Origin of the sequence: Halopelagius longus, from assembly GCF_900100875.1 — an archaeon.
In the GTDB taxonomy this organism is placed as follows: domain Archaea; phylum Halobacteriota; class Halobacteria; order Halobacteriales; family Haloferacaceae; genus Halopelagius; species Halopelagius longus.
This window is the reverse complement of record NZ_FNKQ01000003.1, coordinates 609,543-622,576: the sequence shown is the minus strand read 5'-3', so window position 1 is coordinate 622,576 and position 13,034 is coordinate 609,543. Positions and strand designations below refer to the sequence as shown.

Here is a 13,034-nt window from a genome sequence, read left to right as displayed (position 1 = left end):
GGCGGGCGGTACGGCGGCCGAGAAAAACGGGAGCGAAGGCGGCCGAGGCGAGACGGCGGTTCGGATTCAGCCCGACTGCCGGACGTCGAACCCGTCGGTGAGTTCGTTGTGCTTCCGTTCGAGGAAGGAGTACACCGCGCCGTGCGGCGCGCCGTCGAGTATCATCCCCGCCGCGCGGCGGACCGCCTGCACTTCTTCGGGTTGCCCGATGGCGCCGAGCGTCGAACCCTTGATGACGACTTCCGCTCCGGTGAGTTCCTCCATGAGTTCGCGAGTGCGGCCGTTCTCGCCGATGAGTCGGCCCTTCTGGCGTTGGAGGTCGTTCTTGTTGCGGGTGTACTCGGAGAGGTCGACGAGTTCGAAGGTTCGCATCTCGTCGTCGAGAAGCGACAGGGCGGACTCGGGGGTGAATCCGCGACCAACGGCCCGGACGATGTCCGGCGCGACGAGTCCGCTGACCGGGTCGCCGACCGTCTCGATGGCGACGGACCCCGACTCCGAGTCGATGTCGAGGCGGACCTCGGCTCTGCGCTCTATCTCGCGCATCGTCTCGCCGCCTTCGCCGATGAGGACGCCGATTCGGTCCTGCGGGACCTTCACGTGTTGCATGCCTCTGGCTACCCGGTGGAGCGGTTTAAGGGTTTGTTCGACCGCTCCCCCCGCGTCGGCGCGTCTCGCTCCGAGGAGAATCGCGGCCTCGATCGGCCGCCGAAACCGGATTTCAGTCCTCTTCGTTCACGCCAGCGTCGTCGGCGTCGGTTTCGTCGGCCTCCGAGGGGTCGTTCGGCGCGCCCGACGGGTCGGGGTCCGCCGTCGTGACGAACTCGTAGACGTCGTCGCCGGCCGTCTCCAACCCCTGTCGCGAGAAGAACTTCGCCACGTTGGTGCAGTCCCGCCGGAGGAACTCGTCGGCGTTGGGGTGGTGGACGGTCACCGCCTGTCCGAGGTCGATGACGACGAGTTCGCCCTCGTGGATTATCATGTTGTACTCCGAGAGGTCGCCGTGGACGAGGCCCGCGGAGTAGAGTCGCCGCATGTACTCGCGGACGACTTCGTAGGCGGTCTGGGGGTTCTCGACGTTCACCTCGGCGAGTCGCCGCGCCCGGTCTTCGACCAGTCCGACCAGTTCCATCACGAGGACGTTCCGCTCGACGGCGATGGGTTCGGGGACGCGGACGCCCGCCTGCCGCGCCCGACTGAGGTTGGCGAACTCCTTTTGGGTCCACGCGAGGACGACCTGCTTCTTGTCGTGTCCGATGCCCTCGAAGCGCGGGTCGCCTTCGAGGTAGTCGCGCATGTGGCGGAAGTTCGAGGCGTTGATTCGATAGATCTTCGCCGCCACGTCCCGTCCCTCCTCCCCGAGGGCCTCGTAGACGTTCGCCTCCTTCCCCGTCGAGATGGGTCCGCCGAACGCGTCGATGTAGCCGTCTTGGACCAGTTTGTAGATGGCCGCGAACGTGGCGTCGTCGAACACCGACTGTTCGACCTTGAACTGATCCGCGTCTTTCAGCCGTTTTCGAAAGTCGTCGAACTCGCGGTCCCGACGGCGAGCGATGCGGTCCGCCTCCGTGTCGGAGACGTCTATCTCTTCCCACTCGTCGCCGGGCACGTCGGCTTCGTCCGAGGCGATTAGGCCGAACTCATCGCTCATCTACCGGTCACTACGGGACGGCGCGGTAAAAGCGTCACAGGTGTCCTCGGTCGGCGGAGACGCGTCCTCGAAAACGGGTTACTGGATGTGGCCCTCGTCGCGGAGTTGGTCCGCTTCGGACTTCTCGTAGCGCCACGTGATGTCGCCTTTCTCGTCCTGCCAGTCCCACGGTTCGACGAGCACTACGTCGTCCTCCCGGATCCAGATTCGCTTCTGCATCCGACCCGGGATGCGCGCGGTTCGTTCGACGCCGTCGGCGCACCGCACCTCGACGCGGTTCGCACCGAGCATGTTCGTCACGACGGCGAAAACCTCGTCCTCGTCGGGCATCCGCAGGTCGCGACGCCCCTGATTTTCGTTGTCGTTCTTCGCCATACGTGGGCGATTAGTCGTCTTGCTGTTTAAACCCGCGGTTCTCTCCGGCCGTATTTTAACCGCTGACGACTGTTACCGGCGCTGTGACGCCGATTGCGTTCCCGATTCCGCCGCCGCGTCGCGGCGCGAACGGTACCCTTAGGTGCCCGTCGCCGCCACGCGGTGACATGCTCGACAAACTCGGAGCGAAGGGTATCGCCGGTCTGGTCGTCATGGTCGCCGGATTCGGACTCGTCGCGTGGAGTGCGCCCGTCGTGGCGGCGGGTCTGGGTCTCATCGTCGTCGGACTCGTTCTCGTCGCCGGCGGCATCGCGCAGTCGGTGATGGGGATGCTCGGGATGGGAGGAATGCCCTAGTTCAGCGACTCCCGCAGGAAGGAGAACGCGTCCTCGCGCACGCGAGGGTACCAGTACGAGGAGTGCAGGAACACGTGGTCCGCCTCGGGGTACGTCCGCACCTCGGCTTCGTCCCCCGCCGCCGCCATCGCCTCGGCGAGTCCCTCCGAGGACTCGGCCGGAACCACCTCGTCTTCTTCGCCGTGCAGCAGAAGCGTCGGCGGCGCGCCCCCGGAGACGTGGTTCACCGGTTGCGCCGCCTCGTAGCGGTGGGGCACCTCCTCGGGCGTGCCGCCGAGGAACCGTTCTGTGACCCCGTCCTCGTCGTCGCCATCGAAGGCGTACGGACCGCTGATTCCGACGACCGAGTCCGGGCGGGTTCTGACCGGCGAGTCGTCGCCGAACTCGCCCTCCGGCGCGAGTGCCGACAGCACCGCGAGGTGCGCGCCCGCGGAGTGGCCGACGGCGGCGAGTCGGTCCGGGTCGCCCCCGAACGACTCGGCGTTCTCCCGCGCCCACGCGAGTCCGGCGCGCACGTCGCGTATCTGCGCCGGGAACGTCGCCTCGTCGCTGAGGCGGTAGGAGAGTTCGACGGCGACGAATCCTTCGCTCGCGGCATCCAGCGCCCACCGGGCGAACTGCCCGCGCGCGCCGGTTTCCCACGCGCCGCCGTAGACGAAGGCGACGACCGGTCGGTCCGTCGCCTCCCCCGACTCGGCGTAGTACGCGTCGGCGTACAGCGTTCGCTCGGGGCGTTCGACGACGCGACGGTCGCGTTCGACTGTGAGAGAACTGTCGGCGCTCATACCGGACGGCGAACGTCCGGTCACCTCAACGTTTCGACAGCTGCAACCGCGACGGGCGGTAGAAAAACGGTTCGAGCGGGGGAACGCCGCTCAGGAGCGCTGTTCGGCTATCTTCTCGCGGCCCGGCGCGATGAGTTCGTCGAGGTAGTCCGCGAGTGCGCCCTTCGCGTCGGCGGGGTGGAGTTCGCCGGATTCGAGGTCCGACTCCAGCGACTCGTAGTCGTCGTACTCCAAGTCGCCGCCGTACTTCTCGGGGCGTTCGACGACGACGCTCTCGAAGCGCGGGAACACGTGGTACTGGAATATCTGCAGCACGGGGTTCTCCCGTTCGTTGCCCTCGCCGTCGGGTTCGGGGTCGGCCGTCGGCGGGCAGAACGCCTTGTTCACCTTCTCTCTGAGGTCCTCTTCTGTGTCCTCCATCGAGATGGTGATGCCCTCCGAGGAGGACATCTTGCCGACGCCCGTCGAGAGGTCCGCGAGGATGGGCGTGTGCACCGCCGGGCGCACGTCGTAATCGAGGGAGGGAAGCACCTCGCGGGCGAGCATGTGGACCTTCCGCTGGTCGAGTCCGCCGACGGCGAGGTCCAAATCGAGGTACTCGATGTCGAGCGCCTGCATCAGGGGGTAGACGGCCTGCGACACCTTCGGGTTCGACCCGCGCTGAATCTCCGCCATCGCGCGTTCGGCCCGCGAGATAGTCGTCTCCAGTTCGAGGGCGTGGGTGTCGAGGACGTACTCCTCGTCCATCTGGTACTCGGAGCCGAGGACGAACTCGGTGTTCTCCTCGTCGAGGCCGTAGGCGACGAACTGTTCGCGCATGCGGTCTGCCGTCTCGCGAATCTCCTCGAACGTCCCCTTGTCGTTGAGGTACGCGTGCACGTCCGCGAGCAGGATGACCACCTCGAAGCCCGCCTCCTGCAGGTCGATGAGCTTGTTGGCCGTCAGCATGTGGCCGATGTGGAGGACCCCGGAGGGTTCGTACCCGACGTACGCTCGCTTGCCATCGGGGTCGTCGGCTAGCGCGCGTACCTCGTCCTCCGTGACCACCTCGGCGGCGTTCCGGGTGATCAGGTCGTAGGCGTCCATACGTGTGCGTGTCCGCGGTTCGGGATATGACTTCTGGAAATCGCCGCGCCGAGAAAGACCAAACTGATACCGCACCGGTCGTACCGTTCGGTAATGGCAACCACTCGCTCGCCGATACTCATCCTCGTCGGCTTGGTCGCCGCCGCGTTCGTCCCCCTCGCGGTGATGTGGGTCGTCGTCGGCGGCGTCGAAGGAGTCGCCTACCTCCTCGGATTCGCGGCGTACTTCCTCGTCGCCCACGTCGCGCTTCCCGGCGGCGTCTACTTCGACGCCCGCGAACGCGGGAGCAACTCCGTGCTGGCGTGGACGGCGCTAGCCTTTTTCCTCCCCTTCGTCGGCGCGGCCTTCTACTTCCTCGTCTGGCAGTCCCGACTCGGCGAACTGGCGCGGTAATACAGGCTTTCGGGGGACGAACCCCGATACCGGCGGATACCGTTTTCCGACTCAGCGTGCCGCTACCTCCGACTCCTGAACCCACCCGAACGCCCGGCGGAGACGCGCCCACCCTCGACGCCAGACGAGCCAGTACGCGGGAACGACGCCCGCTGCGAACAGGAGAGCGTAGTACAGTAACTCGAGGGTGAAGCTGTCGACGAACGGCGGAAGTACACCGACGTACCGCAGAGCGAGCCAGAGCTGTACGGTCAGAATATGGCCCACGACGAACGTCCCGACGGCTCTTTCGGTCAGTCCGGCGGGTTCCGTCCGACCGCCGATTTCGCTCCGGTACAGTAGATACCCGACGACGAGAGGTTGGAAGACGGTACAGCCGACTGCCCACAGCAGGCTCGAGTCGCTTCCTCGCTCCTTCGCGTCGAGATATATCCAGTACGCGAGGAGAACGGACATCAGCGCGTGGAAGGCGGAGAACGGGGAGCCGAGAACGTAGGAGAATGTCACGTCAACGTATACGTCGCTACCTCCTATCTACTTTTCTATAGGTTGACAGTTATCCCCCAAATCCAAACGACCCTCAGCGACTCTCGCTCCGCGTCTCCGCGCGGTGCTCGCTGATTATCTGGTCCATCATCGCCTCCTTTTGCTCCTTGCGGCGTTCCTCGGCGCGGTCCTCCCAGTCTTCGATGACCTCGGCCACGTCCGCCTCGCGGGCGACGGCGAGTTCGTCCACCTCCTGCAGTCGCACGTCGTCGGCCGGGCCGACGGGTATCTCGTGTTCGAAGAGCACTTCGTCGGCTTCGCTGGAGAGGCCGCCGACGCCGCGGAGGACGACGCGGGGGTTCGTCTCGGCGAGACGTTTCGCCGTCGCCCGCCCCGCGCCGGAGGCGTCCCGCAGGAACACCACGTCGCCCGCGGCGAGTCCGTACTGCTCGTCCGCGCGTTCGACGGCGTCCGTGGTGAACTGCTCTACGACTTTCACCGGCACGAGGTCCTTCTCGGTGTTGACGTCCGCGAAGTTCGAGTGGTCGAGTTTCCACAGCGTCTTCAACCGCTCCAGTTTCCGGTCGAGCGTCTCGTTTTCCTCCTCTAAGGTCTCGACGCGGCGTTCGAGGCGGCCGTTCTCGCGTTCCAGTCGCTGGACCTCGCGGCGCTCTCTGGCCTCCCGACGCTCCTCGCGTTTCGCCTCGGACAGTTCCGATTTGTACTCCTCGATGGTGTCGTCCTTCTCGTCGATGGTCTCCTTGAGGTCCTCGACGTGGGATTCGAGGCGTTCGACCCGCGTCTCCAACCGGCGAATCTCCTTTTCCTCGTCGGTGAGTTCGCGCTGCTGGTGCGTCGATTCGTCGTCCTCCTCCTGTGCGTCGTCGTCCAAGTCCCGGAGGACGGCTTCGACGGACTCCTCGCCCGCGACGACGCGGGAGATGACCGTCCCGCGCTCTACGTCCGGCGGCACCTTCCGGGTGATGCGCTCGAACTGGTCCTCGTGGTCGTCGAAGGCGAACAACGCCGCCGCCAGCGCGTCTCGCTGGTGGTCGTTCTCGTACTCCGCCTCGCGGGTGCGGTGGAGTTTCTCGTCCACCGGCAGGTCCGAGTTCGGCACCCACCCGGCCGCGTCGAAACTCCGGCGGAACTTCTCCACCGTCTCGGGCATCGGCGTCACGTCGGCGGCGACGATGACCGGCCGCCCGCGTTCGATGAGCCACTCGATTATCTCGGCGGTGTCGGCCGTCCGCGTCGAACGCACGTCGAGGACGTGCCCGTCTAAGTCCACCACCGCGGCGGCGGTGGTCGTCCCGGGGTCGATGCCGACGATGACGTGGTCGCGGCGCTTCACGAGCGGTTCGAACTCGATGCCGTCGAGGCGTTCGCGCTCTATCTCCACGCGCGTGTCGCCCGCCCGACCGGACGAGACGGGGATGTCCTCGGGCCGCGCCTCGACGAGGAACGTCGCGTTCGAGTAGCCGCCGTACTTCTCGGTCACGTCCTTCTCGTACTCCAAACCGGCCTGCTTCAGTCGCTTCTCCACCTCCCGAGCGCGCCGCTTCACCGACCCGTGGATGCGGCGGGTGTAGCGGTCCTGACTCCACCCGCCCTTGCCGGTCGAGCGACCGCGGGAGACTTTCACCGTCGTGGTGTTCGTGAAGGCGGACACCTCGACGCCGACGTTCGCGGCGGCGAGGCGGGCGGCCGTCTCCGCCTCCTTCATCGGCTTCTTGCCGTAGGGGACGCCGTGTCTGGAGGCGACCCGCGAGAGCGGTTCCGGCCGCTCCGCTCCCGTCACCTGCACCAATCGAGTTTCGGAGGGAAGCGACCGGAGAAACCGAACTAAGTCGTCTTTGTCCGTCGCCAACTCGTACATGTTGTCGGTGGCGACGAGGGCGGGCTTCTCGCGGTCGATGAGGCGTCTCAGTTTCCGGTGGGAGACCACGTCGCGGTCGATGTTCTCCCCGTCGAAGGCGACGACGGCGTACGACGGCGCGTCGCCGCGCACGTCGCCGCTCTGGATGTCCACGCCGAAGACGAGGGAGTCGAGCGCACTCGTCCGGTCGTTCACAGACTAGTTTGGTCGGAGACGAATATATACCCCACGCCGGGGACGCCCTCGAACCGACTCCCAGACGCCGGTTCGGCGCGCCGGGAGAACTGATTCGGAACAGACATATAGGACAGTATTGATTTTCGATTGATGGGTATCGACGTCCCTCCACCCTCCACCTCCGCCGCGTCGCTGACTCGAATGGTCCTCGTGGGCGCTCTCGCCCTCCTCCTCGTCGCCGCCCCCGTCACCGGCCTCCTCGCGTGGGAACCGGTCGAAGAGGGGAACGTGAAGGTAGTCAAAAAGTGGGGCGCGACGACCGGGGAAGTGTTCGAACCCGGCGCGCACTTCATCAACCCCGTCGCGCAGTCCACGGTGCCGATTTCGGTGCGACCGCAGTCGTACACGATGTCCTCGACGTCCGGCGAGGGCGACGTCAAATCGAGAGACGACGCCATCACCGTCCTGACCGAGGACGGCCTGCGCGCCGACATCGACGTGACCGTCCGCTACCGCGTGGACGCCTCGAACGCGGTCACGTTCTACCGCGAGTACCGGACGCTCGAAACCGCCGAGGAACGTCTCATCCGCCCCTCGATTCGCTCCACCCTCCGGACCGAGGCCGGTCGCCTCCCCGTGACGGTCATCTACACCGGCGAGGGGCAGACGCAACTGAAAACGGCCGCGGAGGAGGCGTTGGCGGACGAGTTCGGTAACGCCGGCCTCATCCTCGAAGCGGTACAGGTGCGCAACGTCGAACTCCCCGACGAGTACGCCCAAGCGGTCGAACGCAAGGAGATAACCGAACAGCGACGCCAGCAGAAACAGGACGAGTTGGCGGTCGAACGGCTCGAAGCCGACCGCAAGCGCATCGAAGCGAAGGGCGAGGCGGACTCGAACCGCATCATCGCCCGGTCGCTCGACCAGCGAGTGCTCGCCCAGAAGTACATCGACAAACTGGACGAGACGGACACCGTCTACATCCCCGTCGGCGACGGCGGCTATCCGCAGTTCGTTCAGTCGCTCGACTCCGCGAACTACTCCGCCGCCAGCAACGTCTCCGCGAACGTCACGGCGACCGCCGATTCGGACGCCGACTCCGCTTCGACGAACGTCTCGGGCGCGCGTTCGAACGCGACGGCGAACGACTCCGCGAACGCCTGACCGTGCGACTCGCCCGCGAACTCGCCGCCGCCGTCGCCCTCCTCGTCGCCGTCGGCGCACTCGCTCGGACCCCGGCCGGCCGGTTCGTCCTCCCGGCCGTCTCCGTCGCGGTGGCCGTCACACTCGCGTGGACGCTGACGAGGCCAGCGGCGTATCCGCGAACCGCCGTCGGCGTCCGAACCCGCGTCGTGGAGTCGCCGGCGGACGGGCGCGACGACTCGCCCCCGTGCGTCGAGTGCGGGTCCCCGGCGACGACTCGCCGACGGTACGTCCGCGAGGGCGTCGTCCTCGGCGTCCCACTCGTCCTCCTCGACGACGGGGAGAACGACTACTGCGGCGACTGCCTCGCTCTCGCCTCGCGGGACTGAGAGGCGGCGTCCCCGCGTCGGCGGTCCGAGTCGGTTACCGAAGCGTTCCGTCCGCGACGGGGACGACGCGCCCGCCGACGCGCACCGTCACGTCGCCGTCGCTTCGCGCCTCGCCGTCGTCCCTCGCCTCTGCCTCCGCCTCGTCGTGCGCTTCGAGATGCAGGAGCGACGGGCGTCCCATCTCGTACCCCTGTTCGACGGTGACGCTCACTTCCGGGGAGTCGAAGTAGCGGTGCCGCGCGAGGTAGCCCGCGAGGCACCCGTTCGCGCTCCCCGTCGCGGGGTCCTCCGGCACGTTGTACCCGAGGGCGAACATCCGCGCCGCGAAGTCGTGAGACCCGTCCCTCGGGTCCGGACAGAACGCGAAGAGGTTCTCGACGCCCACGTCGTCGAGCAGTTCGTCGTACGCCCGCCGGTCCACCGCGATACGTTCGAGGGCGTCGCGGTCGGTCAGCGGAATCAGCACCGCCGGGAGGCCGGTAGAGACGACCTGCACCGGCCACTCGTCGTCGACGTCCGAGGCGTCGAGCGACAGCACCTCGGCGACGCGTTCGGGTTCGACCGTCTCGCCGAACTCCGGGGGGTTCTGCGTCATCCACAGCAGTTCTTCGCCGTCCGCCTCGCGGACTTCGACGGGAATCCGCCCGACGGGGAGGTTCAGCGTCACCTCCTCGCCGGCCCCGAACTCCTCGCGGAGGACGGCGGCGGTGCCGAGCGTCGGGTGTCCGGCGAACGGAATCTCCTCCTTCGGCGTGAAGATGCGCACGTCGTACCCGCCGTTTCGCTCCTCGCCTGTCTCCACGAACGTCGTCTCCGAGTAGTTCATCTCCCGCGCGATGTCGAGCATCTCCTCGTCGCTCAGTGACGCGCCGTCCTCCACGACGGCGAGTTGGTTCCCGGCGTACCGGCGTTCGGCGAACACGTCCACGAGGTGAAAGCGGTTCTCCGCGCTCATGCGAGTCGGTGCGGCGGCGTCGCTCAAAAGGCTACGCGATGTGTGGTACTGGTTCGCGAACTACTCCGAGTCGGCGTCCGCGTCGGGGTACGGAATCTCCATCTTCTCTCCGTCCTCGGGGACGAACACCTCCTCGCCCTCGAACACCTCGCGGGCCTCGTCGAGTATCGGCGTCGGGTCGCCCGCGTATCGGGAGGAGATGTGGGTGAGTGCGAGTCGTCGCGCCCCCGCGCGGTTCGCTATCTCGGCGGCCTCCCGGCCGGTGGAGTGGCCGGTGGACCGCGCGCGTTCGGCCCAGTCGCCGGCGAAGGTGGCGTCGTGGACGAGGAGGTCCGGTCGGTCGGCCGCCTCGACGGTGCCGCCGACGGGTCGGGTGTCGCCGGTGTAGACGAGCGTTCGCCCGGGTCGGGGGTCGCCGACGACCTGTTCGGGTTCGACCACGGTGCCGTCGTCGAGTTCGACGGACTCGCCGGCGTGGAGGCGGCCGAACGCGGGACCGACGGGGACGCCGAGTTCCTCCGCGCGTTCGCGGTCGAACCGCCCCGGCCTGTCGTCCTCGACGAGTGCGTACCCCATCGACCGGACGTTTCGGTGCTCCGTCTCGAACGTCCGAACCTCGTAGCCGTCGCCCGAGAGTGCGACGCTCCCCGGTCGCACCTCGTGGATGTTCACGGGGTAGCCCGGTTGGTAACCGCCCGCGTTCACGAGGCTCTGGAGGTGCCGCTTTCCCCCCGGCGGCGCGTGTATCGCGATGGGCTCCTCGCGGTCGTTGAAGTCCCACGTCTGTATCAGCCCGGGAATCCCGAGGACGTGGTCGCCGTGGAGGTGCGTGACGAACAGGTGGGAGACGGAGAAGCCGGTTCCGAACCGCATCATCTGCCGTTGGGTCCCCTCGCCGCAGTCGAACAGCAGTCGCTCCCCCTCGCGTGCGACGAGGAGGGCGCTCGGACCCCGTTCCGTCGTCGGCACGGCACCGCCGGTCCCGAGAAACGTCACGCGCATCGACATGCTCGTTGCTCGGGCGCGACGGCGGTAAACCGTGTCGAATCGGCGAGGCGAGGAAATCGGCGGACGGCGACCCGACGGAGGGGACGTCGGCGACGCGCCGGCCGAGCGAGACGTGGCTTTATTCGCGGCGGACTCTAATATCGATGACATGAGTGACCGGAGCCAGTGGTGGGGAGGGGACTGGGGTGACGACTGGGAGGACGCCTCCCTCGACGACGACCCCATCGTCGAGGCGACGAGCCTCCTCGTCGTCGGCCTCGGTCTCGCCTCGATGGTCGGAATCGTTCCGATACAGCCGTTCTGGATGGTGTTCGTCATCGGATTCGCCGTCGTCGTCCCGTTGGTGGCGCTCCTGCGAAAGCACCAACTCGACTCGGCGAACGCGGAGGCCGACCGGACGACGGACGCCGCGGAACGGACGGCCGACGAGGACGAGGGCGACACCGAGTTCGACGACGCCCTCGCCCGAATCCGCGACCGGTACGCGCGGGGCGAACTCTCCGAGGAACAGTTCGAGCGGAAACTCGAACTCCTCTTGGAGACGGAGACGCCGGAGGACGCCCGGGAGCGCGTCCGACGCGCGAGAGCGGAACGCGCGGCGCGAGAGGCGCAGACGGAGACGGAGTCCGAGTCGTAGGGTTTCTTACCGTCCGACCGTTACCACCGACCGATGGACGCGCCCCTGTGGACGGAGACGCACGCCCCGTCGCTGTCCGACCTCCCGCAGGCGGAGGTTCGCGAGCGATTGGGCCGAACCGTGGACGAACCGATGAACCTGATACTGCAGGGGCCGCCGGGCGTCGGAAAGACCGCCGCCGTGCGGGCACTCGCCCGCGAGGCGCACGACGACCCGGACAACGACTTAGTCGAGATCAACGTGGCCGACTTCTTCGGCCGCACGAAGAAGCAGATTCGCCAAGACCCCCGGTTCGCGCAGTTCCTCACCGGCCGGAGTCGGATGGCGAAACGCGACATGATAAACCGCGTGCTGAAGGAGTCGGCGGGCTACGCGCCCGTCTCCGGCGAGTACAAGACCATCCTCTTGGACAACGCCGAGGCCATCCGCGAGGACTTCCAGCAGGCGCTTCGCCGCGTGATGGAGAAGCACCACCGGACGACGCAGTTCGTCATCACGACGCGGCAACCGACGAAACTCATCCCGCCGATTCGCTCGCGGTGTTTCCCCGTCCCCGTCCGCGCGCCGACGACGGAGGAGACGAAGGGCGTCCTCCGCGACGTCGCCGACGCGGAGGAGGTGACCTACGAGGAGATGGCCCTCGACATCGTCGCCTCGAAGGCCAACGGGGACCTCCGCCACGCCATCCTCGCGGCGCAGAACGCCGCCATCGAGGGCGACGGCGAGATAACGACGGACGCCGCACAGGAAGCGCTCTCGGCCGTCGGCCACGACGACGACCTGAAGGACGTACTGGAGACGGCCCGCGAGGGCGAGATTCGGGACGCCCGGAAGACGCTCACGACGCTTCTGGACGACGAGGGGTACGAGGGACAGGAACTGCTCCGCGACATCCTCCGCGTCGCCGACACCTACCCCGAGGAGTTCGGGGACGACGACCTGATTCGCCTCCACCGCCTCGCCGGCGGCGTCGATTTGGACCTCGCGGAGGGACTCGACGCCCGCCTGCACCTCTCGCATCTCCTCTCTGCGTGGGCCGCCGGCCAGACGGAACTCGACGAGGAGTCGCTGGCGTAGATGCGATTCGCACCCGGCGTCCGGCGGTTCTCCCTCCCCGCGTTCCTCGCCGCCGCCGCCCTCTCCGTCGTCGCGCCGCCCGCCGCCGCCGTCGCCTTCGCCGTCGGCGCGTTCACGCTCTGGTTCTTCCGCGACCCGGAACGGCGGCCGTCGACGTGGGGCGTCGTCTCCCCCGCCGACGGCCGCGTCTCCGTCGTCCGCGAGGAGGACGAGCAGATTCGCGTCGGCGTGTTCATGAACGTCACCGACGTGCACGTCAACCGCGCGCCGTTCGACGGCACCGTCGAACGCGTGACCCACCGACCGGGCGCGCACCGCCCGGCGTTCTCGAAGGAGTCGGAGCGAAACGAACGCGTGGACGTTGACGTCTCTACTCCGGAGGGACCGGCGGAACTGTCGCTCATCGCCGGCGCGTTCGCCCGCAGAATCCACCCGTACGTCGAGGAGGGCGACGACCTGACGCGCGCCCAGCGAATCGGCCACATCGACTTCGGCAGTCGCGCCGACGTGCTGCTCCCGCCCGTCTACGACCGCGAGGACGTGTTGGTCGAGGTGGGCGACACGCTCCGCGCCGGAGAATCGGTCGTCGCGAGACGTGACGAGTAGCCAACTATTATCTTTCCCTCGGGCGACTCTC

Annotated in this window: 16 protein-coding genes; 7 read left to right on the top strand and 9 right to left on the bottom strand. The window is 67.4% G+C overall.

Going from position 1 to position 13,034, the window contains the following annotated elements; all coding sequences use genetic code 11:
- Positions 1 to 66: 66 nt before the first annotated feature.
- From BLS11_RS13965 to eif1A, 3 genes are all read right to left on the bottom strand, one after another.
- Complete coding sequence (locus BLS11_RS13965; RefSeq protein ID WP_092538361.1) at positions 67 to 609, bottom strand: KH domain-containing protein; 543 nt, start codon at positions 607 to 609, stop codon at positions 67 to 69.
- A gap of 112 nt (positions 610 to 721) precedes the next feature.
- Complete coding sequence (rio1, locus tag BLS11_RS13960; protein WP_092538360.1) at positions 722 to 1,651, bottom strand: serine/threonine-protein kinase Rio1; 930 nt, start codon at positions 1,649 to 1,651, stop codon at positions 722 to 724.
- A 78-nt stretch (positions 1,652 to 1,729) separates the two neighbouring features.
- Entirely contained in the window at positions 1,730 to 2,026 is a 297-nt protein-coding gene (gene eif1A / locus BLS11_RS13955) for a translation initiation factor eIF-1A (protein ID WP_092538359.1), read from the bottom strand.
- A 167-nt stretch (positions 2,027 to 2,193) separates the two neighbouring features.
- On the opposite strand from eif1A, the gene BLS11_RS13950 reads away from it, so the two are divergent.
- Complete coding sequence (locus BLS11_RS13950) at positions 2,194 to 2,382, top strand: DUF7470 family protein (protein ID WP_092538358.1); 189 nt, start codon at positions 2,194 to 2,196, stop codon at positions 2,380 to 2,382.
- Here the strand turns inward: BLS11_RS13950 and BLS11_RS13945 are convergent.
- Both BLS11_RS13945 and BLS11_RS13940 read right to left on the bottom strand, forming a co-directional pair.
- Positions 2,379 to 3,167 carry an alpha/beta hydrolase gene (locus BLS11_RS13945; RefSeq protein ID WP_092538357.1) on the bottom strand — a complete coding sequence of 263 codons (789 nt, stop codon included), beginning with the start codon at positions 3,165 to 3,167 and terminating at the stop codon, positions 2,379 to 2,381. The two genes, BLS11_RS13950 and BLS11_RS13945, sit on opposite strands and share 4 nt — an antisense overlap.
- Positions 3,168 to 3,257: 90 nt before the next feature.
- Positions 3,258 to 4,253 (bottom strand): tyrosine--tRNA ligase, encoded by a 996-nt coding sequence (locus tag BLS11_RS13940; RefSeq protein ID WP_092538356.1) that lies wholly within the window; start codon positions 4,251 to 4,253, stop codon positions 3,258 to 3,260.
- Between the two features lie 93 nt (positions 4,254 to 4,346).
- On the opposite strand from BLS11_RS13940, the gene BLS11_RS13935 reads away from it, so the two are divergent.
- The gene (locus BLS11_RS13935; protein ID WP_092538355.1) at positions 4,347 to 4,646 is read left to right on the top strand and encodes a PLDc N-terminal domain-containing protein; all 300 of its coding nucleotides are present in this window, start codon (positions 4,347 to 4,349) and stop codon (positions 4,644 to 4,646) included.
- 51 nt (positions 4,647 to 4,697) lie between these two features.
- Here the strand turns inward: BLS11_RS13935 and BLS11_RS13930 are convergent, their stop codons facing one another.
- Positions 4,698 to 5,153, bottom strand: a complete 456-nt coding sequence (locus BLS11_RS13930) for a hypothetical protein (RefSeq protein WP_245698913.1) — start codon at positions 5,151 to 5,153, stop codon at positions 4,698 to 4,700.
- A gap of 73 nt (positions 5,154 to 5,226) precedes the next feature.
- Positions 5,227 to 7,206: a DUF460 domain-containing protein gene (locus BLS11_RS13925; protein WP_092538354.1), complete on the bottom strand. Its 1,980-nt coding sequence runs from the start codon at positions 7,204 to 7,206 to the stop codon at positions 5,227 to 5,229.
- Between the two features lie 132 nt (positions 7,207 to 7,338).
- On the opposite strand from BLS11_RS13925, the gene BLS11_RS13920 reads away from it, so the two are divergent.
- Both BLS11_RS13920 and BLS11_RS13915 read left to right on the top strand, forming a co-directional pair.
- Entirely contained in the window at positions 7,339 to 8,352 is a 1,014-nt protein-coding gene (locus BLS11_RS13920; RefSeq protein WP_092538353.1) for a prohibitin family protein, read from the top strand.
- A gap of 2 nt (positions 8,353 to 8,354) precedes the next feature.
- On the top strand, positions 8,355 to 8,720 hold the full coding sequence (locus BLS11_RS13915) for a DUF8108 domain-containing protein (RefSeq protein WP_092538352.1): 366 nt from the start codon (positions 8,355 to 8,357) through the stop codon (positions 8,718 to 8,720).
- A 34-nt stretch (positions 8,721 to 8,754) separates the two neighbouring features.
- Here BLS11_RS13915 and BLS11_RS13910 read toward each other — a convergent pair whose 3' ends face one another.
- Together BLS11_RS13910 and rnz are read right to left on the bottom strand one after the other, a co-directional pair.
- Positions 8,755 to 9,675, bottom strand: a complete 921-nt coding sequence (locus tag BLS11_RS13910) for a PhzF family phenazine biosynthesis protein (protein WP_092538351.1) — start codon at positions 9,673 to 9,675, stop codon at positions 8,755 to 8,757.
- 60 nt (positions 9,676 to 9,735) lie between these two features.
- On the bottom strand, positions 9,736 to 10,677 hold the full coding sequence (gene rnz / locus BLS11_RS13905) for a ribonuclease Z (RefSeq protein WP_175454470.1): 942 nt from the start codon (positions 10,675 to 10,677) through the stop codon (positions 9,736 to 9,738).
- Between the two features lie 154 nt (positions 10,678 to 10,831).
- On the opposite strand from rnz, the gene BLS11_RS13900 reads away from it, so the two are divergent.
- Genes BLS11_RS13900 through BLS11_RS13890 form a run of 3 tightly spaced genes read left to right on the top strand, consistent with a single transcriptional unit; the run spans position 10,832 to position 13,003 of the window.
- The gene (locus tag BLS11_RS13900; RefSeq protein ID WP_114936172.1) at positions 10,832 to 11,320 is read left to right on the top strand and encodes an SHOCT domain-containing protein; all 489 of its coding nucleotides are present in this window, start codon (positions 10,832 to 10,834) and stop codon (positions 11,318 to 11,320) included.
- A gap of 33 nt (positions 11,321 to 11,353) precedes the next feature.
- Positions 11,354 to 12,397 (top strand): AAA family ATPase, encoded by a 1,044-nt coding sequence (locus tag BLS11_RS13895; RefSeq protein WP_092538349.1) that lies wholly within the window; start codon positions 11,354 to 11,356, stop codon positions 12,395 to 12,397.
- Positions 12,398 to 13,003, top strand: a complete 606-nt coding sequence (locus tag BLS11_RS13890; protein WP_092538348.1) for a protein sorting system archaetidylserine decarboxylase — start codon at positions 12,398 to 12,400, stop codon at positions 13,001 to 13,003. It begins immediately after the preceding gene.
- Positions 13,004 to 13,034 lie beyond the last annotated feature (31 nt).